We start from the raw sequence: 23,321 nt of genomic DNA, 5'->3' as shown, positions 1-23,321 counted from the left end.
TATATTCCTATATTCCTATATTCCTATATTCCTATATTCCTATATTCCTATATTCCTATATTCAGTAACATCAAAACACCCATGGTAGATTCATACCATTTTGTTTTAACCAATTAGAAGATGCTTTGTAATCAGGGAAAAATCTTTCAACTCGTTGCCAAAAAGCTTTACTGTGATTTAGATATTTTAAGTGAGCAAGCTCATGAACGATCACATAATCTATAGCGTGATAAGGAGCACTGATAAGATGCAAATTAAAAGTGAGCTCTCGCTTGCTATTACAACTGCCCCACTTTCGCTTGTAGACAGCTATTTTTAAGTCATTTGGTAGTGCTTCACCCATCAGGGCACAGAAATGCGTCAAACGCATTTCTATGTATGCCGTAAGTTGCTTTTTTAAATAATTCTCGAGTAATTGCTGATACTTTTGTAAATTATTTTTTACGCGTGAAGAGTGTGTGATCAACAATAAACTATCTTTTTCTACAATTTTAGACTCATCTCCTTGCTCAAAACTTAAATGAACAGGTTCATGGAAAATAGTTATTCTTTTATCTTTAAATGGATATTGCTTACTATCAATTAAGGTAAGTTGTTTAGTTAATTGGGATTCTACCCACTGTTGTTTGCCGCGAAGCCACTCTTCAATTTGTTTTTCAGTAACAAAGTATGGGGCATAAACAGTTACTTTTTTATTGTGTACTTTAATAGCAACTGTTTTACGTCTTGTGCTTTTTTTTAATTGATAATCAAACACTTTACTTCTCATACATAATTTCAAATGGCTACTGTTAACACGCAAAAAATAGAGTTAAGTAGTTAAATATACAATTAACTAGCAAAAACGCACCAATCCCCCATTTTATACAACTTGGGTATCTCTCACACTGGCACATATATCATTTAAGCGTTTTTATATCATAAAAAACGCTGTTAGATATAAGTAAACACCAATCAAAGACCTAATAATTGATAAATAAAAGATAATATGGAGTTATTAAAACGTTGTTTTATAAGCTTCATTGAATTAACAGTTTATTTATTAATAAATTAGATTAAACTCATAAAATAAAGACTACATTTTGAGCCCTTATGTTATCAGCTTTTTTTATTACAAACCAAGATCCGAGCTTAATAATTAACGGCGCTTACGATCCCATTTTAGTTTCAATGTCTGTTCTAATTGCTATCTTTGCAGCTTTTTTTACAGCTAAACTTATAGATATTGCGAAAAAAACTCATTTCCCAAGCTATCAACGTCTAGCAAATATGACCGCTGCTACTGTTTTTTCAGTAGGTATTTGGAGTATGCATTTTATCGGTATGCTCGCATTTTCACTTTGTACTAATATAAATTACGATCCGACTATTACACTTATTTCTTTTTTACCTGCATTATTTGCTTGTCAGTATGCTGTATCAATGCTTGTAAATAGTAATGGAAACTTAAAAATACTATTAATTTGTTCTGTACTGCTTGGTTTAGGTATCGGCACCATGCATTATAGTGGTATGGCGGCTATGGAACTTGCCCCCCTACTTCGATACGATCCACTAACATTTGGTTTATCAATTCTTGTTGCAGTTGGGCTTTCATTTATTGCTTTATATAGCCGTCTCAACCTTGAACGACTTCTTCCATCATTAACATCACTGCAAAACAATTTTATTAGTGCAACAATTTTAGGTTTAGCTGTAAGTGGTATGCATTATATGGGAATGGCTGCAACACGGTTTGTTGCAACATCACCACTTATTTATGACGATATTAATGCTAATACAGGCCTAACCTTTGTAGCTATCGCTGTAGCAACAGCAACAATTGCTATTACAAGTGTCGTAGGGGTTTTAAATGGCATGGTGCGTTACAGAATGTTACTTGAAGAAAAGTCTGCTGATGAGTCTCGTTTAAATGCAATTTTAGGTACTGCAATAGACGGTATTGTAACCATTGATCATACAGGCATAATCTTAAGTTTTAATGAATCGGCTAGTAAAATATTTGGCTGGGATGAGAGCCAAGTTCAAGGGAAAAATGTAAAAGTACTAATGGATGACTCGATAGCAGCCCACCACGACGAATATTTATCAAATGCAAGTAACATTGATTTAGGGAAAGTTATCGGTATTAACCGTGATGTATTTGCCAAGCATAAAGATGGACACATATTCCCAATTCGTTTAGGTATAGGTGAAGTAAAACAGCCAGATAATAATCCTTTGTATGTGGGGTTTATAACAGACTTAACAGAACAACGTGCTTTACAGAGAAGCCTTTTGGAAAAAGAAAAAGAATATCGTTCATTGATAGATAATATGCCTGGTGTCGCTTTTAGGTGCAAACTAGACTCCAATTGGAGCATGCTATTTATAAGCACAAGCGTCAGTGAATTACTCGGTTATACACCAAGTGAATTTACCGAACATACTATTGAGTTTAATGACTTGGTTTTAAAAGTCGATCAACAACCAATTCTTGAAACCATAGCAAAAGCAGTTAAAGAAAAGCAAAATTACTCTGTCGAGTACAGAATTCGCCATCGAAATGGTAATATTCTATGGCTGTTAGATAAAGGGAGCTTTAGTTATGATACAAATAACGTCCCTGAGTGGATCGATGGAGTCTTAGTTGATATTACCGAACGTAAAGAGTACGAAGAAAAATTAAAAAAGGCCAAGTTACAAGCTGAGGAAGCTGCTCACGCTAAGCAATCTTTTATGGCTAATATGAGCCATGAAATTCGTACACCTATGAATTCTATAATAGGTTTTAGTGATTTATTAATGGACACCCCATTAGATCAAGAACAGCAAAAACATTTAGTTACCGTAAATAATGCCGCTCGTTCATTGCTAAGATTGTTAAATGAAATTCTCGATTCTGCAAAACTAGAACGCGGTAAGCTCACTATCGAACCTGTTCACTTTAGTCTAAAACCAGTTATAGACAGTATTATCTCTACTTTTTGGCTTGAGGCTAAAAAGAAAGATTTAAACTTAACACTTCATATTAAAGAATCGGTTAGTACGACCTATTATGGTGATCCAGATCGACTCAGACAGGTCCTGACTAACTTAATCGGTAATGCAATAAAATTTACCGAAAAAGGCTCTGTGACAGTTACAGTCGGCACTACACAAAATCAACATCTATTTTTTGAAGTGCAAGACACAGGTATCGGCATTGCAAAAGATCGAATACAAGCCGTATTTCAGCCTTTTGAACAAGCAGATGGAACCACTACACGTCGATTTGGTGGAACAGGGCTTGGTACTACTATTAGTAAACAACTAGTTGAGCTAATGGGAGGTCATATAAACTTAGTTAGTGAGTTAGGTAAAGGAACTTGCTTCTATTTTTCATTACCACTGGCTATTGGCGATGAAACTAAAATAGATCATTTTGATGGGCTTCATACCCAACTCCCTCCACTTAGGGTTCTTGTAGTTGACGATATTGAACAAAATACAGAATTGCTTTCAATTTTACTTTCTCGTGATCACCATGAAGTAGCCACTACATCTAATGGTCTAGAAGCAATTAAAATATTTAAAGAGCAAGACTTTGATGTCATTTTAATGGACATACACATGCCCGAGTGTGACGGCATACAAGCAACACATAGAATTAGAGAAATAGAAAACCAAAGGCAACTAAAATATACACCTATTATTGCCCTCACTGCCAGTGTATTACAACAAGATAAACTAACGGCTAAAAAAGCAGGTATGAATGGTTTCACAAATAAGCCTGTTGATATTAATCAGTTGAACCAAGAAATAGCACAAGTATTAGGCCTAGGTTTAGCTAAAGAAATGGTGATATTACAAAGCGACCCGCAAGCTCTACACATTGATTTCGATAAAGGTTCAGCGCTTTGGGGATCTAAGTGCAAGCAGCTTACTGAAATTACGAAATTTATTAATGACAGTAATAAACGCTTTGAAATGCTATTCAATGAAAAACTATCAAATATTGAAGATATAACGAACCTAATACATACGCTCAAAGGTGTAGCTGGAAATTTAGGCTTAATTACATTAATGAAACTATTAAGTAATTTAGAACAAAAACAAAGTGCTGAGCATGCAAACAGCATATTAAGAGAAATTAAAGATGAGCTCGTTACTATTTCACAATTACTAGCTACTAATGTGTGTGATAATCCTAATGGATTAGATAATAATATAAGTGAAGATACACTTTCCTTTACTGAAGTTACAGCTTTGTGCGAAGTATTATACAAAGATGCACAAAATGCAGAGCTAAACGATGATCTACTTACCAAACTACAACGTAACGCTCCTGCTAAATTAAATAATAAAGTTACTGAAATAGTAGAGGCGTTTGATGAATTTGATTTTGACAATGCGCAAATCAAACTAGAAATTTTACTTAAACAAATGACACATGAGTATTAATTAATGGATTTTACAACAGATAGGCCAAGGATATTAATTGTTGACGATGAACCAGCAAACCTAAAAGTAATGCGCGAAGTACTAGGTAACCAGTATCGAATGTCATTTGCTAAATCTGGCAGTGCTGCACTGGCATTGCTTGAAAAGGAGCTACCAAAACTAATTTTACTCGATATTATGATGCCTGATATGAATGGTTTTGAAGTATGTCAAACAATCAAGGCTAATCCTAAAACATCACATATCCCTATTATTTTTGTGACCGCTCTAGGTGATGAAAGTGATGAATATAAAGGCTTTGAGCTTGGAGCTGTTGACTACATTACAAAACCAATCAGTCCTGCAATTGTCAGAGCAAGAGTTAAAACTCATTTATCATTGGTGCAAGCTGAGCAATTAAAACAAGCACATGTTGATTTGGTACAGCGCCTTGGTCGCGCCGCTGAGTATAAAGATACTGATACTGGCGAGCACATAGTCCGTATGAGCCAATATAGTAAAATACTTGCGTTAGCAATTGGTATGCCAGAACACAAAGCGGAGTTATTACGCCAAGCGGCACCAATGCATGATGTAGGGAAAATAGGTATCCCTGATGCTATTTTATTAAAACCAGGGCGCTTAACCAGCGAAGAATTTGAGCACATGAAAAAGCATGCTTTAATTGGTGGTCAAATACTAACAAACTCATCATCGCCTTTATTACAACTTGCATACACACTTGCAATTGAACATCACGAAAAATGGGACGGCTCAGGTTATCCAAACGGTATAAAGGGTGAAGATATATCAGTTGAAGGAAGAATTGTCGCCATTGCTGATGTTTTTGATGCTCTTACTTCAAAGCGTCCTTATAAAGAAGCATGGAGCGTAGAAAAAACGGTTCAGCACATGAAAGAGCAAGCCGGAACTCATTTCGATCCTGCTCTGATAGAGCTATTTTTAAAAAACTTAGATGATATTCTTGCTATAAAAAATGCAAATCAAGAAAGTTAAACTCTTTTAGCGTTGTGGGAGCCAAGCTCAGCATTTGGGTAATAAGATTTTATATAACGATAGTCATGTGACGTAATTTCATGGCTATTGCCGCTTTCATCTTTAAAGTACATAGAAAACGTTACACCATGATCTGCTAAAACTACTTTTATATTTAAACCCTCAAAATGATTGAGCCACTGTATAAATTGATCCCCGGTGGCTAAAAATGCAATCCCTTTACTGCGCCCCTCTCCTTCAAAAAGTGCTAAACGAGTGGTTGAACAAGCATCTTCAAGCGTTAAAGGGCCTCGCCCATGCTCATTCCAAAAGGCAAGCTCAGGTACTACGCTAAAACCTAAAACCCGCTCATACCACTTAACGGCATTAGCTAAGTTATCAACATTTAAATGGCAATGATCTATGCCAGATAATTTCGGTATGCTTGTATTATTCACGTTACTCACCAATTTCTGACTTTAATTGCTCTAAAAACTCATGCATATACCTTGTTCGTCTATTCGCCTCTGCTTTAGCTGATGGGGTATTCATACTATCGGCAATATGTAATAACTTTATGAAAAAATGATCAAGCGTGTATGTTTTATCATCAGCCTCACGTTCAACACAAAAAGGGTCATTTGGGTTATATAATAACCGAGAAATTGAGCCACCAACTTTCATGCATCGGCTAACGCCAATAGCGCCCAATGCATCCATTCTGTCGGCATCTTGTACTATTTGCGCTTCAACTGTTTTAATTTTTATATTTGCGCTGAAGCTATGTGCTGCAATTGCATGATGAATCTCATCAAAGAGTGATTCATCATAATTAATCGATTTTAAGAATTCTAATGCTTTATCAGCAGCCATAGTAGAGGCCTTTGCGCGGTCGGGATGATTTTTAGCCACCGCCACACAGTCGTGCATCCACGCTGCAGGTAATACTACTGACATGTTTGCCTGCTCTGAATTACATAGCTGTATTGCAACGCGCACCACTCGCTCTATATGCGTAATATCGTGAGCAACATCGGCATGCACTAAAGAGGTTATAAATTCTCTACATTGTGAATTAAGTATTTCTAAATCGGGGCTTAAAACGGCGTTAGACAATGTTAGGTTCCAAAAAGCTAATTAATCAATGAATTATCCGTACTTTACCGTGCTTTATGCCCCCCTTGCAAAACATTCATTGTATGTTGCTCCCTGCTTGACTAAAATACAGCGCTTATTTATTACTACTGAGAAGCCATATGTCATCTGCCGTTTACCTACAAGCTGGTCGCGATAAATCATTAAAAAGAAAACACCCTTGGTTATTTTCAAAAGCCATCAAAAAAATTAAAGGTAAACCTGGATTAGGCGATATAGTAACGATTCACGATAGCGATGGTAAGTTTTTAGCAACTGCTGCTTATAGCCCTCATTCACAAATTCGTGCACGTGTTTGGAGCTTTGACGAAAAAGAAATCATCGATCAAAGCTTTTTTGAACGCCGTTTACGCCGCTCATTAGAAGCACGGAGCCAAGTAATAGAAGAAGGCGGATTAACAGGCTTTAGATTATGTGCAGCTGAGTCTGATTACTTACCAGGCGTTACAATCGATAAATTTGGTAATGTACTAGTGTGCCAGCTACTAAGTGCGGGTGCCGAGCGCCATAAAGGCGAGATTGTTGGCGCGTTGATGTCTATTTTCCCAGGTTCTAGCATATACGAGCGCTCAGACGTAGATGTACGTTCTAAAGAAGGCTTAGAACCAATAAAAGGCGCTCTTTGGGGCAACGAACCAAAAGAGCCTGTACTTATTGAAGAAAATGGCTTAAAAATCGAAGTCGATATAATTGAAGGTCACAAAACAGGATTTTACTTAGATCAACGTGACAGCCGTGCAGCACTTGAGCGCTTCTCAAAAGATAAAACAGTCCTTAACTGCTTTAGTTACACCGGAACATTTTCGTTATACGCCCTGCGTGGTGGATGTGAGCATGTAACTAACGTAGATGTATCACAATCCGCTTTAGATACAGCAAAACGTAATGTTGAGCATAATAACTTAGATTTAAGCAAAGTGAGCTTTGTTAAGCAGGATGTATTTAAATTACTACGTCAATACCGCGACGAAGGTAAACAGTTTGATACCATCGTAATGGATCCACCAAAATTTGCTGATAATAAAGCGCAGCTGACGGGCGCGTGTCGTGGCTATAAAGATATCAACATGATTGCCATGCAAATACTAAAACCAGGCGGAACACTATTAACATTCTCATGCTCAGGTTTAATGGAACAAAACTTGTTTCAAAAAGTAGTAGCCGATGCAGCACTTGATGCAGGTAAAGACCTACTGATAATGGAGCGATTAAACCAGGCAGCCGATCATCCAATTGCTGGCAGCTACCCTGAAGGCTTTTACTTAAAAGGCTTAATCTGTAAGGTTTTTTAATATCTACTATTGAGTTTTACTGAATTCGATTTAGTTAAACTCAATGATTTCAAGTCCTGCTGTTACCGTGCCATCATCTTCTTTGCTGGCACGTACCACTTTCGCAGTTGCTTTTAGCGGCGCGATATTTGGGTGCGTGGATGCTATATCAACAGATAAGAGAGTGTCTAATTCAAGCAAGTCATCTAAATGCAGTGATAACCCGGTCGCACTCAAATCAACACACTCTGCTGTATAATTCAAACCCGCGATAGGCTCTATAGTCGTTAAACTTGCAGTTGTATTTACCTGCATACGCCTGAAATTTCGCTTATCATCAAAAAACATAAGTTACCTCAAAACAACCGTATTAATTTGCTCTAATAAAGCACCCATAGAAAATGGCTTAACGACGTATGCATCGCAGCCAGCCTCAAATCCTGCTTGCTTTTCAGATGGGGACTCTAGGCCCGATACCATAACAACAGGAATATTTTTTGTTTCAGGTGTGTGCTTTAGCATTCGGCATGTATCATAACCATCAAGACCTGGCATACAAACATCAAGCAACACTATATCTGGCGGACTCGCAATTGCTGACGCAAGGCAGCTTTGCCCTGAATCTGCGTAACTAACGTCAAATTTCGACGCTAGTGCGGCTTTAAGCATTTCAAAATTAAAATACTCGTCATCTACCACTAAAAGTCGCTTTGTTTTATGTTCAATCGATGAGGACATAGCTATGTCGCTTCCTTTTCAAAACAAAAATAAATCCTTCTATTAAGGTACTAAGCTTAATAGAAAATGCAAGTTTTATTCTATCTCTTTTATCGCATTAAGAACCCGCTTGGCCGAAATTGGGTAAGGCGTTCCTAGTGTTTGAGCAAATAGCGACACTCTAAGCTCCTGTTGCATCCAAAAAATAGCGATTACTTCTTGTGGTATAGGCAACCCTTTAGGCGTTTTATTAACTACTTTTTTATACTCTTGCGCAACTTTATCTAGCTCAAGTACGCATAACCTATCACGATTTGGATCCACTGGCAGCTTTTCTAAACGTTTTTGAATCGCTTTTAAATAACGAATTAAATCCGCTATTTTATCTGCGCCATGCGCGCTCACAAAACCTTTAAATATAAGTGACTCAAGCTGTGACTTTATATCGCCGTGCGCGGTTATCATAGTTAAATCTACGCGCCCTTTCATCTTTTTGTGCAGCGCATGAGCAATACTTAATACTTGCTCAACTTGCGTTGCAATCGATACCACTGCATCACCCAGCTCACCGCGAATTTGCTCTTTTACTGTTTCAAATGCTTTTTCGTCGCGTATATCACCGTGTTTTACTAATAAACTATCAACACCAGCGGCAATACAGTCATCAATTAAATCAGCTATTTTACCAAATGGGTTAAAGTACAAACCCAGCTTTGCCTTATTCGGTAAGTTTTGTTGTAAGTACTTAATTGGCGATGGCACATTTAATAGTACTAAACGGCGCAAACCTTGTTGATGTGCTTGCTGCGCTTTTGCTTCGCTATCAAAAAGCTCCACTGCAGCGGCTGATTTTTTATCCACCAGCGCAGGGTATGCTTTTATCTCATATTGACCTTGCTTTTTAACGTATGAAGCGGGTAACTCACCAAAATCCCATTGTGTTAAGTCTGACTTTTCAATGCCTTTATCGGCTACTTTAGACAGTGTTTCGGTGACTTCACCTTGCAGCTCTGCTTTGAGCTTGGCTAAATCAAGTCCTCGTGCAAGTAACTTATCGCTCTCATCACGTACTTCAAACTGTAATCGTAAATGCGGGGCTAATGCACTTAAATCCCATGCCTCTGGATCAACTCTCACACCTGTCATTCTTAATAAACGCGTGGCTAAAGCATCAATTAAGCTACCTTGCATTGGCTCAATCGCTGCCAGCACTGCATCAGCATAGTTTGGTGCTGGCACAAAATTACGACGCAGCGATTTAGGCAATGACTTTATAAGCCCACTTATTAGCTCATGCCTAAATGCTGGTATGTGCCAGTCAAAACCACTTTCTTGTACTTGATTTAAAAGCGCTACTGGTATTTGTACCGCAACGCCATCAACTGCTTGGCCTGGGTCGAAATGATAAGCAAGCGGCAATATAATATTGTCTTGCTGCCATGTATCTGGGTAGTCAAACTCGGTTATATTACTTGCACCATGCTGCATTAGCTCTTCACGAGTCATGTGTAAGTAATGCTTATTTTGTTGTTTTTGTGTTTTATACCATTTTAAAAATGCAGCGCGGTTATTAATTTCTTTGGGTATTTTTTTATCGTAAAACTCAAATAACGTTTGCTCATCAACTAAAATATCACGACGACGTGACTTATTTTCCAGAACTTGAATATCTTCTATTAGCTCACGGTTAAAGGCTAAAAAGCCCTCGTTTAAGCCCAATTCTTGCTCAACTAATGCAGTGCGCACAAAAAGCTCTCGACTCACTTTAGGGTCTATGTTGCTATAAACACAGCGGCGTTTATTTACAACAAGTAAGCCGTATAAAGTTTGCTGTTCAAACGCGATTACCGCACCTGGCTTTTTCTCCCAATGAGGCTCTGTGTAACTACGTTTAACTAAGTGCTGTGCTAATGGTTCTACCCAGTTAATGTCTATTTTTGCATTTGTGCGGGCATATAATTTACTGGTTTCTACCAGCTCTGCTGACATGATCCATTTAGGGCTCTTTTTAAATAAACCTGAACCCGGAAAAATATGAAACTGACTATTACGTGCGCCTTTGTATATTTGTTTTTCATCTTTAAAGCCAATATGGCTTAGCATTCCGCTTAATAACGCCTTGTGCACAAGTTCGCCATCAGCCGCTTGGCTGGTTGCTTTCATGCCCATTTCGTTACACACAGTACTTATTTGATAAACAATATCTTGCCATTCACGCAGACGCATATAGGCCAAAAAGTCTTTTTGACACAGCTTTCTAAATTGGCTATTAGTCAGTTCGCTTTGCTGCTCTTCTAAGTAATTCCATAAGTTTAAAAAAGCAATAAAATCTGAATCTGGGTCATCAAAACGACCGTGTTTTTCATTAGCGGCTGCACGTTTGTCTTGTGGGCGTTCACGTGGGTCTTGAATAGAAAGCGCCGCTACAATAATAATCACTTCACGCAATGCGCCAAGTTTGTGAGCTGTTAGTACCATTTTTGCTAAACGTGGATCAACGGGTAATCGACTAAGCTCCCTGCCTGATTGAGTTAGGCTGGTTTTACTATCGCGTTTAGCTGGTTTGACCGCTTGTAGCTCTTCAAGCAATGTTAGGCCATCATTAATGTTGCGGCTATCTGGCGCTTGTACAAACGGAAATTGCGCCATATCACCAAGCCCGAGTGCCAACATTTGCAAAATAACAGACGCAAGATTAGTACGCAGTATTTCAGGGTCGGTAAACTCTGAGCGCGATAAAAAATCATCCTCAGAGTACAACCTAATACAAATACCCGCTTCAACACGTCCACAGCGACCCATACGCTGATTAGCACTTGCTTGTGATATAGGCTCTATTGGCAAGCGCTGTACTTTTGTACGATAACTGTAGCGACTTATACGCGCAGTACCTGGGTCTATTACATAACGAATACCCGGGACGGTGAGTGACGTTTCGGCTACGTTAGTCGATAAAATAATATGACGACGAGAATGCGGCGCAAATATACGGTTTTGCTCTGCGTTAGATAAACGCGAATAAAGTGGCAATACATCGGTGTGTTTTAAATTACGCTTACTAAGTGCATCTGCGGTATCGCGTATTTCACGCTCACCATTTAAAAATATAAGAATATCGCCAGGGCCTTCAGCGCACAGCTCATCAACGGCATCAAAAATACCTTGTAGCTGATCGCCCTCCGCTTCCATATCATCTTTATTAATATCGGTAATAGGGTTGTAGCGCACATCAACAGGGAAAGTACGACCCGATACTTCTATAATGGGTGCATCATCAAAGTGCTTTGAAAAGCGCTCTGGATCAATAGTCGCTGAGGTAATTATTATTTTTAAATCAGGGCGTTTTGGAAGTAGGTTTTTTAAGTAACCTAGAATAAAGTCGATGTTTAAACTACGCTCATGCGCTTCATCAATAATAATAGTGTCGTATTGATTTAAAAAACGGTCTTGCTGAATTTCAGCCAGCAAAATACCGTCGGTCATTAATTTAATATACGTATTATTAGATACCTGATCGCTAAAACGAATTTTAAAGCCAACTTGCTGACCAAGTTCGCATTTCATTTCTTCAGCAATACGATTAGCCACCGTACGCGCTGCTAATCGGCGTGGTTGCGTATGACCAATTAAACCATCAACCCCACGACCAAGCTCTAAACACATTTTAGGTATTTGCGTTGTTTTACCTGAGCCCGTCTCACCGGCAATAATAACCACTTGGTTATTTGCAATGGCGTCTTTAATTACATCCTTTTTTTGACTTACTGGCAATTGCTCAGGGTAAGTCACTTTAGGGAGGCCCGCTAAGCGTTTATCGCGTAATTCTTGGCTACGGGTTATATCAGCCGCTATTTTTTCAAGCGCGTTGGCATGCTTGTTTTCATCTGTTATTTTTTTTACGCCATGTAAGCGTTTTTTGAAAATGAATTGATCTTTTTTTAAGCACGTTTTTAGCTCGCCAAACAACTGACCTAGGTTTACCACCCGCATACCTTATAAAATTAGTTAAAGAGCCGTAATTGTATCAAATTAAACGGCTGGGGTTAATCCTACAAAATGCATAACGCGGGGTTGTTTGTTATATATGAGGTTGTTTGTTATATAAACGCTGCTATTAACCTAACCTGTGAATAATAAATTTACCTCAAACAGTTATTTTCAATAAAAACCACATTAAGTAAAAATATCACTATATTTCGATATTTTAGAGCGCTTTAAACCACGGTTAAGATTAATTAAATGACTTTGGCTTATTCGTCACTAAAAATGCCCACGTAGGTCGCTTGCGTATTCGATTTACTTGCCCGATACATGCCAGAGGTATTAAACGGTAAGCTAATATTACCCTTAGTATCAATAACAATTACGCCACCAGTGCCACCAATAGGCTTAAGCACACCGTTTATAACTTCATCCCCTGCCTCAGCAATGGTTTTACCTTGATACTTAACTCGCGCACATATATCGCTCGCTACGTTATAGCGAATAAAGTATTCACCGTGCCCGGTTGCCGATACCGCGCACGAATCATTCTCAGCAAATGTTCCGGCCCCAATTACCGGTGCATCTCCCACACGGCCATAACGTTTTGCAGTCATACCACCTGTTGATGTACCTGCCGCTAAATTACCATTTTTATCAAGCGCTACTGCGCCAACCGTGCCCATTTTGTAAGAGTTAGGTAATGCTTTGTGCGCGGCTTGGTACTCTTTACTGGTTGCTTTGGCTTTATCTAATTTTTGTTTTGCTTTTAAAAGCGCTTTGTAACGAGGCTCGGTATCAAATAAATTATTTTCGATCAGCTCAACACCTTGCTCTTTAGCAAACTCCTCAGCGCCTTGTCCACTAAGCATTACGTGTACAGAGTTATCCATTACCAAACGCGCTAAATTAATTGGGCTCTCAATATGCTTTACACCTGCAACAGCACCTGCTTCACGGTTTCGACCATCCATTATGGATGCATCAAGTTCGTGACTCCCATCGTAAGTATAAACAGCGCCGCGCCCGGCGTTAAAATAAGGTGATTGCTCGAGTACTTGTATCGCAGTGATTATAGCATCTAAACTCTCACCGCCTTTTTCAAGCACGAAGTAACCTGCTTCTACTGCTTCGGTCAATTTAGCTCGGTAGGCTTTTTCTTGATCAGGAGTAAATTTTTCTTTTTCAATTGTGCCCGCACCACCATGAATCGCAATGGCAAATGGAGCTTGCTCGCTTAGTGCGCTATTACTTAACGTCAAGCATGCAATAGCAACAATTGATAATAATAATGTTTTCTTCATGGTGGGCTCTTTTAATATTAGTGGTTAAATCTACTGTGAATGGTTGTAAGAGTGATTTCAACTAAAGCAAGCTGAATGACATAAAAAAAGCGCCTTAAGGCGCTTTTTAAAATTTTGCGTGTTTGTAATTAAGCTTGTTTAGCTTTTAAACGCGCTAAACGTGCTACTTGGTGAGTAGACGTTAAGAAAGAATAAATTGGTGCTAAGTAACCACGTTTACGAAGCTCTAAAAAATCAGCATCGCTTAACTCGTTTAGCTTTTTCTCATCGATAAGGTAAATACCGTTGATGTCTTTTTTCTCACCTTTAATGTCTACTGTTAGCGTTTGCGCAATTAGTAGCTCTTTATCAGCAAGAAATTTAGTGAACGCTTCAGTTACTTGAGAAAACTCAATGAAAGATACAAGCGCTTCTTTACGACGTTTTAGGTAATCTGTTTCTTCGCCGTTTTCAAATAATGCATTACCTTCGTCTTCACCAACAAGCGCACTTGCTTCGTCAATTACGATACCGTATTGATCTTGATCTGGGTGTTTAACTAAGCCCAGTGGGTAACGAGTCGTTGCCATAGGTGCAAATGCTGCAGTCCATTTACCATCTTCTACAAAAAGGTTTTCGCCTGGCTCTAGGCCAAACATAGCAACTGCTTGAAAAGTGCCTGTTTCGTTGTTTTTAACGAACGACATTGGAAACTCGTTTGCTACACGTGCAAACTCATGTGCAACCACTGGCACTAAATGTTGAGTTTTCATGAATTCTACATTGATGCCGTTTTGAATTTTAGTGTTGGCATGTTTTTCGTTGTGTAAAGGCTGTACTTGTTGCTCCGCCATGTTACTGCTCCGTTTATTTTAATTTATATATTTCATTGTTAATGCCTTTAGGCTAAAGGTTTTGAGCCAAAAAAGGAAGGGAAACTTTTATGACAACAACCATGAAAAAATAAAATTTAACTAAATCTGAATGTTGCTAAAAAACATACAGCTCAAACTCATAATCTCTGTGCAAAAACAATACATTTAATGGCTATTTTTAAGACAAATCAAAACAAGTTATTAACAGTTAAAATGCGTTTTAACCGCATTTAGACTTAAAATTGAACAAATAAAAAAGGCCGCTTATATAAGAGGCCTTCAAAAGTTAATTTAGCACCTAAATTAAGGAGCCCAATATACCTCAATATTAATACTTGGATGGCTAAGCACAGCACGAAGTGGCATGTCATTCACATCTCCGCCCGCTTTTGCTTGCTTATAAACAGCGAGTTTTTCTTCACCGCTAATTAAAAGCTTAACCACTTTAGATTGCGCAATGGCATTTAACGTAAGTGTCATTCTCTCAGTAATACTACCTGTAACGTCACTTTGTATTGCATTAATAGCACACACTGATTGAGTGGTTGTCAAACCGTGCTCTAAACCGTCTGCATTTGGGAATAACGACGCTGTATGGCCATCTGGGCCCATACCTAGAATAGTCACATCACATGGACTTTTTAGTTCGTTATAAGCTGCTTCGCACTCTTGTGCGCCCTGCTGGGCCGTTGCGGCGGTGTTCTTCATAGTAATAAAGTTAGCAGCACTACCATGGTTTTGTAATAACGTACTTCTAATGAATGCTTCATTACTTTTTTCGTGGCTTGAGTCTACCCAACGTTCATCAACCATTGCAACATCGACATGTTGCCAATCTAAGTCAAGCGTTGATAAATGCTTATAAGCAGCCGCTGGAGACGAGCCGCCCGACACCATTAACACAGCACGGCCATCATTTTTAATACCATCACGTAATGATTGCTCAAGCGTTGCAGATAACTCTGCGGTTAACGCGTCTTTATCATCAAAAAACTTTTCAACTAATGTTACCATGTTTATGCCTTATCGCCTGTATTAAACCAGACATGAGCATTCTCTGCTAACAATTCATCAGCATCTTCTGGCCCCCAACTACCAGCACGATAAAGCGCGGGCTTACCTTTTTCTTGCCATCTATCAATGATTGGATCGATCCATTTCCATGCTTGACGAACTTCATCACGGTGGATAAATAATGATGGATTATTTGCAGCTGCATCAAGCATTAAACGTTTGTATGCATCCGAATGGAAACCATTGCTATAAGCTTGAGAAAGCTCAATATTCATTGTTACAGGTTCAAGTTGCATTTCAAGGTTATCAAGACGCTTTGACATAAGCGTTAATTGAATCGTTTCCTCTGGCTGCAAACGAATAACAAGACGGTTAGGTTCAATGTTACCTACGTTATCTTCGTAAATATTATGAGATACTTTTTTGTATTCAACCACAATTTCTGCACAGCGCTTAGCCATACGTTTACCTGTACGAAGGTAAAATGGAACTCCTGCCCAGCGCCAATTATCAATATGCGCGCGAATAGCTACAAACGTTTCTGTTTTACTAGAACCTTCATTTAGCTCTTCTAAGTAACCCGGTACAATTTTACCGTTTAAGTCACCCGGTACATATTGACCACGAACAATATTGTCATCAACATCACCATCGACTAATGGCCTAAGTGCTTCTAATACTTTTAATTTTTCGTTACGAATACTATTAGCGTTAAGCTTATTAGGCGACTCCATTGCAACTAAACAAAGTAGTTGTAATAAGTGGTTTTGAACCATGTCACGAAGTGCACCGGCTTTATCATAAAAACCAGCGCGGCTTTCAAGGCCAACAGTTTCTGACAAGCTAATTTGAATATTGTCGATAGATTTAGCATCCCACATATTTTCAAACAATGAGTTTGAAAAGCGCAGCGCCATTAAGTTTTGTACTGTTTCTTTACCTAAGTAATGGTCAATACGGAAAATTTGTTCTTCTTTAAAAAACTCTGCAATTTTAGAGTTAATTGCCTCAGCAGATTCACCACAATAACCAATTGGCTTTTCAACAACTACACGCGATGTAGGAGTAATTAGGCCTTTAGTCGATAATATTTCACAACATGTGCCATAAACCGCAGGAGGAAGTGATAGGTAAAACACGCGAGATTTAGTGCTTTCGTGCTCATCTAAAATGCCTTTTAGCACATCCCAATTATCGTCTGCTTCTGTAACATTACTAACTACAGGTACTAAAAAAGTAGAAAACGCTTTCCAGTCTTTAGCGTTAAATTCACCTTTGCTTAAAAATTCTTGTAATGCTTTATGCGCTGTTTCTACGTATTCAGCACGTTTTGATTCTTCGCGTACTGTTGGTAGGATACGTGAGCCTTCAGGTAAATTACCTTCTTGATATGCTCTGTACATTGCAGGTAGCAATTTGCGTAACGCAAGATCACCACCGCCCCCAAAAATTATAATATCAAAAGGATTAAGCATAGTTACTCTCTACGTTATGATACCTAGTACACTTATTTGTAAATGCCTAGGTATGCCTATTTATTGCTAGGTTAGATGACTTTTATAGCTATTCTCAATAAAAGCCTGCTGAATTGTTCTGTATCGATGATTTATTATTATTTTTTATCATTACGCTTATTAAATGAGCCTTAGGGGCCCTGTATCTCCTCTCACAAAAATACAGACCCTAAGAACTCCAGCGCTACCCGTTCAAAGGTACTCGGTTTACTTACTTACGTAAGCGAAAATATTACTGCGTACGATTTTTCTTGTAGTACGCCATTAAGCCGTTTGTAGAACTATCATGAGCGTGTTTCACACTTTCATCGGTCAGTTCACTCTCAATTTTAGATGCTAAGCCTTTACCAAGCTCTACACCCCACTGATCAAACGAACATATTTCTAAAATAATGCCTTGGCAAAATATTTTATGCTCATACAGTGCAATTAAACGACCTACTGTTTTAGCATCTACAGTATCTAATAGCATAGATGTTGTAGGACGATTGCCTTGATGAATTTTATGATTTAATAACTCATCAATTTCTGCTGGCGATTTACCCTTAGCGGTTAAATCAGCAGTAACTTGCGCTGCATCTACACCACTCATCATCGCTTCTGTTTGTGCAAAGAAGTTTGATAATAAAATATCGTGATGCTTATCAACATTAACTTGCGGTTTAACTGATGCAATAAAATCTGCTGGTACAATTACATTGCCTTGATGTAAACACTGATAAAACGCATGCTGACCATTAATACCTGTCATGCCCCAAATAATTGGCACCGTTGTATAAGGCACAGTTTCTCCAGCAAAGTTAACATGTTTACCGTTACTCTCCATTTCACCTTGCTGTAAATAAGCAGGCAACATATGCAGCGCTTGGTCGTACGGTAATATAGCCTGTGCTTTGTAGCCTAACAAGCTCGTATTCCATACACTAAGCAATGCCATAATTAATGGTATATTTTGCTCAAAAGGAGCTGATTTAAAGTGCTCGTCTACTTCAAACGCACCTTCTAATATAGTTTCAAAGGCGTCGTACCCTAAATATAAAGCAATTGGTAAGCCTATCGCACTCCAAAGTGAAAAGCGACCACCAACCCAATCCCACATAGTGAATACGTTTTCATCAGCGATACCAAAAGCTGCCGTTTTTTCTAAATTCGTACTCACCGCAACAAAATGCTTAGCAATAGCTTTTTCATCTTTTGCCGTTTGTAAAAACCAATCTACCGCTGTTTTAGCGTTCGTCATGGTTTCTGATGTAGTAAATGTTTTTGATGAAATAACAAATAATGTTGTTTCAGGGTCAAGCGTTTTTAATACAGATGCAATTTGCACACCGTCAACATTAGAGACATAATGAACATTTAATGTATCATCAGCAGTTACTTTTAATGCCTCAGTTGCCATTTGTGGGCCAAGATTAGAACCACCGACACCTATACTTACTACATCTTTTACTGTTTTACCTGTATACCCTAACCATTTACCACTACGTACTTTTTCAACGAATACTTTAATTTTGGCTAATTCATTATCTACAGCTTCTGTTACATTTTCTCCATCTATAACTAAAGGAGCATGTAAACGATTACGAAGGGCGGTGTGCAATACTGAGCGATTCTCAGTGATATTTATTTTTTCACCGCTAAACATTTTGTCGCGCCAAGAGGCAATGTCACATTCTTTAGCAAGCGATATTAAATTAGTAAAAACTTCGTTATCTATAAGCTGCTTTGAATAATCAAATAATAAGCCAGGGATCTGAGTCGAAAACCGAGAAAACCGTGTTTCATCTTGTGCAAATAACGTTTTAAGATATGTTTTTTTCATCTTGACAGCATTTTGCTCCAATGCTTGCCAACTAGCTAATTGCGTTCGGTCAGACATAAGGTACCCTCTAGTTCTTTTAATCAACTGATTTAAAAAATTTTATAAAAGAAAAACTCTTAATATCATTTTTTATATTAAATATAAGCGTCAATAATATAATTAAAAATGCAAAAAAAATGCTGTTTTTATAATTTTAGATGCAGATGATAACGCAATTTTTAGCTTTTGACACCGGTATCATAAAAAATTTATAAATTAATTTATCCGCAATTTTAAAGGTACAGGCTAAGATTACCCCTTAAAAATGAAATATTGGTGAATTTTCATAAGTACCGTTAACTACTTTTATAATTATTCACTAATTACTAGAGTGTGTTTACCTTTTGAGGAAATAAAACTTAAAAATAAAAAATCGGCTCTAAAGCCGATTTTGTATAAATTACAATCTTTGCTCAATTACTAAGCGCTAGCCCACCACTTAGATTATAAACAGCTTTGTATCCTAACTGCATTAAGTTAGTCGCTGCAATTTTTGAACGATTACCGCTTCGACATAATAAAATGTATTTATTACCTTTACTTAACTGCCCTTCAAATACCGCATTTGCCATCCTGCTAAGCGGTATATTTAACGTTTTTTCATCTGGCGTATTAAATAACTGAGCAACATTATTTGCTCCATGCTCATACGGCTCCCGAGTATCTATTAAATATGCATCGCTAGTGTTTAATATTGCTTTAGCATCATCAAAATTTAATTGCGGTGTATCAACCTCAGGTAGCGCATTTACGTAGCCACACAGTTGCGTGTTATTTACTTTTTTTGAAGCATCGTACTGCTGCTTTTGCACTGCAAATTCATCAACCGAAATACGACCGTTTACTAGCGCGTTGAGCAGTGGCGTTTGGCTTTGTTGCACAGCCCAGTTCATGGCAAAACATTGTTGGTAGTCGTGTCCTGAGCAAATAATGCTGGTGCTATTAAGCTGCTCGCTCATTGCTAAAATAGAGTGTGCCATTGCTTTTGCATTCCCACCTATAAGCGATGTATTGCCCAGCCCTGCAGGGAGAATTAAATCACCACAAAAACAGTAAAGAGTTTCGCCATTATTGTTTTTTAATAAATAACTTACGCTATCTTTACTGTGCCCAGGTGTAGCTACTTTTTCAAGTACGTCATTTGCCAAGTTAATACTTGGTGTATCTACTGGCCAACCTAACGAATCAACCTCGCCCTTTGCAACACGCGCTGCAAGAACACTGGTCAGTAAATTAGTCGCTGACTCCCGGTCTTGGTGCAGATGAGTATTTAGCACTGCTGATATATTTAAGTCTTGTGTATTAGCTATTTTTTCAAAGCGCGGAATAAGCTCAATAATAGGATCGATGATTACAGCGTGTTTATCATCGCTCACATAAAGCCAACTACATGCCCCTTGGTGTCTAAATTGAGTAAGGCCAAGTGCGCACACTTCTTGTTGTGGTGTAGTGCTATCAGATACGATTAAACAGTTAGCCTGAAGTATTGCTTTAAGAGCGCGAATACGCACACAAGCATCATCAATATCTTGCTGTGTTGCCGCAGGCCCAAACGAGAGCCTGATTGCATTTTCACTTTGCCACTTACTTGCACACATTGCATCTAAAACAAAACTTGTTGATGCACCAGTACTACAAGCCGAGCCACCACTTACGCGAATGCCCGCCGCATCAAATAAATCAATCACTTCTTTGCTCGTTAAATCGTTAACAGCAAAGTTAAGTGTTGTAGGCACGCTATAAGCAAAATCATGATTGAATGTAATATCGCCAAAAGTATCTTTTATCGCGTTTTGTAACTGGCTTCGATAAGAGTTAAGTATGCTAATTGGTTTAAATGTATCGTCTGATTTATCAAGCAACATACTAAATAGCTTATTTAGTCCTGCAATACCTGGTAAGTTTTCGGTACCTGATCGCATTCCACTTTCTTGACCGCCACCCGCTATAAAAGGTGTGTACGCACTGTCATTACGTATATATAAAAAGCCAATACCTTTAGGTGCATAGAGCTTATGCCCCGAAAAAGGTGCGTAATCTATTGTTGTGTCACTTAGTGCAAGCGCTTGTTTACCAAGCGCTTGCACGCAATCCACCATCCACGATACATTTTTATTGCGACTACGGATTATCTGCTCAATAGCAGGTAAGTCTTGATATACACCGGTTTCGTTATTAACGGCCATAGTGCAAATCATCAAAGCATTATTAATATGCGCTGCGATAAAATCTAAATCTAAAATACCGTTACTATCAACCGGAATAGCAAGCACCTCAGCGTTAACATCAAGTACGCTATTCCAGTGTTTAAGTGTATTTGGCACCGCTTTATGCTCAGTAGCGCCATATAACAATACGGGGTTTTTAACAGAGTGTTTTTTTGCATTAATAAGCGTAGAAACCACCGCAGTTTGAATGCCTTCTGTGGCGCCAGACGTAAATAAAATATCGCCTTTAGTCGCGCCAATAACAGTGCGTGCTTTTTGACGTGTTTGTTCTAATAAATGCTTGGCTTGAATGCCTGTAATATGGGGGCTTGAAGGATTACCAAAACAAATTTGCATGGTATGAGAAACAACATCAGCAATACAAGGCAACACAGGAGTGGTTGCATTTGCATCAAGGTAAACTTGTTGTACTGGCTCATCGTGCAATAAAAAATCAGACATTAAAAAACGCACCTTATTACTAAAAAATATACCTTATTACCAATAGTACATAAATTTATAGGTAATGAGTAATAATCAATTGGCACTATAGGTACGTTTACTATTCTTTTTTATACTAAAAATCTACTCTATGCGCTCTTTAGCTATTTCTTCATGAGTTGATGACCACGCATTGATTAGCGCTTTTACAAGTGATGCCAGTGGAATTGCAAAGAATACTCCCCAAAACCCCCATAACCCACCAAAGAATAGTACTGCGACAATTATAAATACAGGGTTTAAATCAACAGCTTCTGAAAACAGTAGCGGCACAAGTACATTACCGTCAAGCGCTTGAATAATCCCGTAAATAATTAAAATAGTCCAAAACTGTGTTTCTAGTCCAAACTGAAACAGCGCAACTGCCGCTACCGGAATCGTTACGAGTGCTGCGCCAATAAATGGAATTAATACCGAAAAGCCAACAAGCACACCAAGTAAAGCTGCGTATCGTAAATCTAAAACAGTAAATGCAATGAAAGACACACCACCAACAATTAAAATTTCAAATACTTTACCGCGAATGTAATTCATAATTTGTTGATTCATTTCATTCCACACCTGCAGAATCAAACGACGTTGCTGAGGAATAAGCTTAGCAACACTTCCGGTTAGCTCTGACTTGTCTTTAAGCATAAAAAAAACAAGCAAAGGAACAAGTACCAAATATATAAGCCAAGCAACAACATCTTTTAGAGACGTAAGTGAAAACGATAATACCGCTTGTCCAAACTCAATCACTTTAGCCTCAACAGTTGCAACGATTGCCAATACTTGCTCAGTATTAATTAAACTAGGGTATTGCTCGGGCAAAGCCATTAAATAAGACTTCCCCTGCTCAACCATATGCGGAGTTTCTTGTACTAAATTACTAGTTTGTTTCCAAAGCACAGGACCGATAACTAAAATAAGTGTCAACATGACTCCTGTAAAAATAAGCATTACAACAATTGTCGCCGTAAATCGCTTTAAGCCAAAACGCTCTAAATGTACAACTGGCCAATCAAGTAAATAGGCGATAACCAATGCTACAAGTACCGGAACTATTAAAGAGCCAAAAAAATAAAATAGGGCAATAGAAGCCAGTAATAAAAATAATAGGGTAACCGAATGAGGATCTGAAAACTTCCTTTCGTACCAAGCTTTTACGTATTCAAACATGTAATGGCTCCACTAATAATAACCCTCGCTGTTTATCAAAATTATAACTATAAGCATGTTTTTGCAAAAAACGTTCAATGTCGTTTGTACTTTCGCCTTTATTTACACTAAAAATAATATGCTGTTTTGATGACTGCGCGCTTCTAAGTGCTAGTTTAAACTGCACAAACTGTTGCGGGCATTTAAACTCTTTTAAGTCACGCTCTAACATAAATACTTTACCTGCTTGGTAAATGAATAATAAGCCGCATATCTACGGTCAATATATTTATAAAGCGTGAACAGTGCTAACTTTCTCTTAAAACAATTCATGCAATAGTTTATCCTTAAATAAATATTAGCCGTAAGGATTAATTAATGCCTGACACGTATAATGAAACGCGA

At 38.2% G+C, this 23,321-nt stretch carries 17 protein-coding genes; 3 read left to right on the top strand and 14 right to left on the bottom strand.

Translation table 11 applies throughout. The features are described from left to right. Positions 1–70: 70 nt before the first annotated feature. Positions 71–769, bottom strand: coding sequence for a SprT family zinc-dependent metalloprotease (locus V6260_RS17110; protein WP_341595351.1), 699 nt, complete (start codon positions 767–769; stop codon positions 71–73). 323 nt (positions 770–1,092) lie between these two features. Here V6260_RS17110 and V6260_RS17105 point away from each other — a divergent pair, with 323 nt between their 5' ends. Then, positions 1,093–4,422 carry an MHYT domain-containing protein gene (locus V6260_RS17105; protein ID WP_341595350.1) on the top strand — a complete coding sequence of 1,110 codons (3,330 nt, stop codon included), beginning with the start codon at positions 1,093–1,095 and terminating at the stop codon, positions 4,420–4,422. Positions 4,423–4,425: 3 nt separating this feature from the next. Next, complete coding sequence (locus tag V6260_RS17100; protein WP_341595349.1) at positions 4,426–5,418, top strand: two-component system response regulator; 993 nt, start codon at positions 4,426–4,428, stop codon at positions 5,416–5,418. Here the strand turns inward: V6260_RS17100 and V6260_RS17095 are convergent. Both V6260_RS17095 and V6260_RS17090 read right to left on the bottom strand, forming a co-directional pair. After that, positions 5,415–5,855 carry a VOC family protein gene (locus V6260_RS17095; protein WP_341595348.1) on the bottom strand — a complete coding sequence of 147 codons (441 nt, stop codon included), beginning with the start codon at positions 5,853–5,855 and terminating at the stop codon, positions 5,415–5,417. The genes V6260_RS17100 and V6260_RS17095 overlap by 4 nt on opposite strands. Before the next feature lies 1 nt (position 5,856). Next, on the bottom strand, positions 5,857–6,513 hold the full coding sequence (locus V6260_RS17090) for an HD domain-containing protein (protein WP_002961440.1): 657 nt from the start codon (positions 6,511–6,513) through the stop codon (positions 5,857–5,859). Positions 6,514–6,653: 140 nt separating this feature from the next. Between V6260_RS17090 and V6260_RS17085 the strand changes: the two genes are divergently transcribed. After that, entirely contained in the window at positions 6,654–7,844 is a 1,191-nt protein-coding gene (locus tag V6260_RS17085; protein ID WP_341595347.1) for a class I SAM-dependent methyltransferase, read from the top strand. A 30-nt stretch (positions 7,845–7,874) separates the two neighbouring features. Here V6260_RS17085 and V6260_RS17080 read toward each other — a convergent pair whose 3' ends face one another. The 11 genes from V6260_RS17080 to V6260_RS17030 form a co-directional block, all read right to left on the bottom strand. Continuing rightward, positions 7,875–8,171, bottom strand: coding sequence for a PilZ domain-containing protein (locus V6260_RS17080; protein WP_341595346.1), 297 nt, complete (start codon positions 8,169–8,171; stop codon positions 7,875–7,877). Positions 8,172–8,174: 3 nt separating this feature from the next. Continuing rightward, positions 8,175–8,561 (bottom strand): response regulator, encoded by a 387-nt coding sequence (locus V6260_RS17075; RefSeq protein WP_341595345.1) that lies wholly within the window; start codon positions 8,559–8,561, stop codon positions 8,175–8,177. A gap of 75 nt (positions 8,562–8,636) precedes the next feature. Further along, positions 8,637–12,524, bottom strand: a complete 3,888-nt coding sequence (hrpA, locus tag V6260_RS17070; protein WP_341595344.1) for an ATP-dependent RNA helicase HrpA — start codon at positions 12,522–12,524, stop codon at positions 8,637–8,639. Between the two features lie 266 nt (positions 12,525–12,790). Next, on the bottom strand, positions 12,791–13,825 hold the full coding sequence (locus V6260_RS17065) for an isoaspartyl peptidase/L-asparaginase (RefSeq protein ID WP_341595343.1): 1,035 nt from the start codon (positions 13,823–13,825) through the stop codon (positions 12,791–12,793). Positions 13,826–13,953: 128 nt separating this feature from the next. Beyond that, a complete protein-coding gene (locus tag V6260_RS17060) occupies positions 13,954–14,658 on the bottom strand; it encodes a SapC family protein (RefSeq protein WP_341595342.1) in 705 nt (234 codons plus the stop codon). Positions 14,659–14,982: 324 nt separating this feature from the next. Next, complete coding sequence (gene pgl, locus V6260_RS17055) at positions 14,983–15,693, bottom strand: 6-phosphogluconolactonase (RefSeq protein WP_341595341.1); 711 nt, start codon at positions 15,691–15,693, stop codon at positions 14,983–14,985. A gap of 2 nt (positions 15,694–15,695) precedes the next feature. Beyond that, positions 15,696–17,168 (bottom strand): glucose-6-phosphate dehydrogenase, encoded by a 1,473-nt coding sequence (gene zwf, locus V6260_RS17050; RefSeq protein ID WP_341595340.1) that lies wholly within the window; start codon positions 17,166–17,168, stop codon positions 15,696–15,698. A gap of 271 nt (positions 17,169–17,439) precedes the next feature. After that, positions 17,440–19,086: a glucose-6-phosphate isomerase gene (pgi, locus tag V6260_RS17045; protein WP_341595339.1), complete on the bottom strand. Its 1,647-nt coding sequence runs from the start codon at positions 19,084–19,086 to the stop codon at positions 17,440–17,442. A 395-nt stretch (positions 19,087–19,481) separates the two neighbouring features. Further along, positions 19,482–21,737, bottom strand: coding sequence for an aminotransferase class V-fold PLP-dependent enzyme (locus V6260_RS17040; RefSeq protein ID WP_341595338.1), 2,256 nt, complete (start codon positions 21,735–21,737; stop codon positions 19,482–19,484). Positions 21,738–21,860: 123 nt separating this feature from the next. Next, positions 21,861–22,937: an AI-2E family transporter gene (locus V6260_RS17035; protein ID WP_341595337.1), complete on the bottom strand. Its 1,077-nt coding sequence runs from the start codon at positions 22,935–22,937 to the stop codon at positions 21,861–21,863. Beyond that, positions 22,930–23,148, bottom strand: a complete 219-nt coding sequence (locus V6260_RS17030; RefSeq protein WP_341595336.1) for a hypothetical protein — start codon at positions 23,146–23,148, stop codon at positions 22,930–22,932. The genes V6260_RS17035 and V6260_RS17030 overlap by 8 nt, the downstream gene beginning before the upstream one ends. Positions 23,149–23,321 lie beyond the last annotated feature (173 nt).

Source organism: Pseudoalteromonas aliena (assembly GCF_038155085.1).
Lineage (GTDB): Bacteria > Pseudomonadota > Gammaproteobacteria > Enterobacterales > Alteromonadaceae > Pseudoalteromonas > Pseudoalteromonas aliena_A.
The sequence above is the reverse complement of the archived record's forward strand: the minus strand, read 5'-3'. Positions and strand labels throughout refer to the sequence as shown.

Excerpts from the sequence above, each read along its gene's own strand:
- V6260_RS17065 (WP_341595343.1), bottom strand. The coding sequence starts at position 13,825 with ATGAAGAAAACATTATTATTATCAATTGTTGCTATTGCATGCTTGACG.
- V6260_RS17035 (WP_341595337.1), bottom strand. The coding sequence starts at position 22,937 with ATGTTTGAATACGTAAAAGCTTGGTACGAAAGGAAGTTTTCAGATCCT.
- V6260_RS17110 (WP_341595351.1), bottom strand. The coding sequence starts at position 769 with ATGAGAAGTAAAGTGTTTGATTATCAATTAAAAAAAAGCACAAGACGT.
- V6260_RS17075 (WP_341595345.1), bottom strand. The coding sequence starts at position 8,561 with ATGTCCTCATCGATTGAACATAAAACAAAGCGACTTTTAGTGGTAGAT.
- V6260_RS17060 (WP_341595342.1), bottom strand. The coding sequence starts at position 14,658 with ATGGCGGAGCAACAAGTACAGCCTTTACACAACGAAAAACATGCCAAC.
- pgi (WP_341595339.1), bottom strand. The coding sequence starts at position 19,086 with ATGTCTGACCGAACGCAATTAGCTAGTTGGCAAGCATTGGAGCAAAAT.
- V6260_RS17100 (WP_341595349.1), top strand. The coding sequence starts at position 4,426 with ATGGATTTTACAACAGATAGGCCAAGGATATTAATTGTTGACGATGAA.
- pgl (WP_341595341.1), bottom strand. The coding sequence starts at position 15,693 with ATGGTAACATTAGTTGAAAAGTTTTTTGATGATAAAGACGCGTTAACC.
- V6260_RS17105 (WP_341595350.1), top strand. The coding sequence starts at position 1,093 with ATGTTATCAGCTTTTTTTATTACAAACCAAGATCCGAGCTTAATAATT.
- V6260_RS17030 (WP_341595336.1), bottom strand. The coding sequence starts at position 23,148 with ATGTTAGAGCGTGACTTAAAAGAGTTTAAATGCCCGCAACAGTTTGTG.
- V6260_RS17080 (WP_341595346.1), bottom strand. The coding sequence starts at position 8,171 with ATGTTTTTTGATGATAAGCGAAATTTCAGGCGTATGCAGGTAAATACA.
- V6260_RS17085 (WP_341595347.1), top strand. The coding sequence starts at position 6,654 with ATGTCATCTGCCGTTTACCTACAAGCTGGTCGCGATAAATCATTAAAA.
- V6260_RS17040 (WP_341595338.1), bottom strand. The coding sequence starts at position 21,737 with ATGTCTGATTTTTTATTGCACGATGAGCCAGTACAACAAGTTTACCTT.
- zwf (WP_341595340.1), bottom strand. The coding sequence starts at position 17,168 with ATGCTTAATCCTTTTGATATTATAATTTTTGGGGGCGGTGGTGATCTT.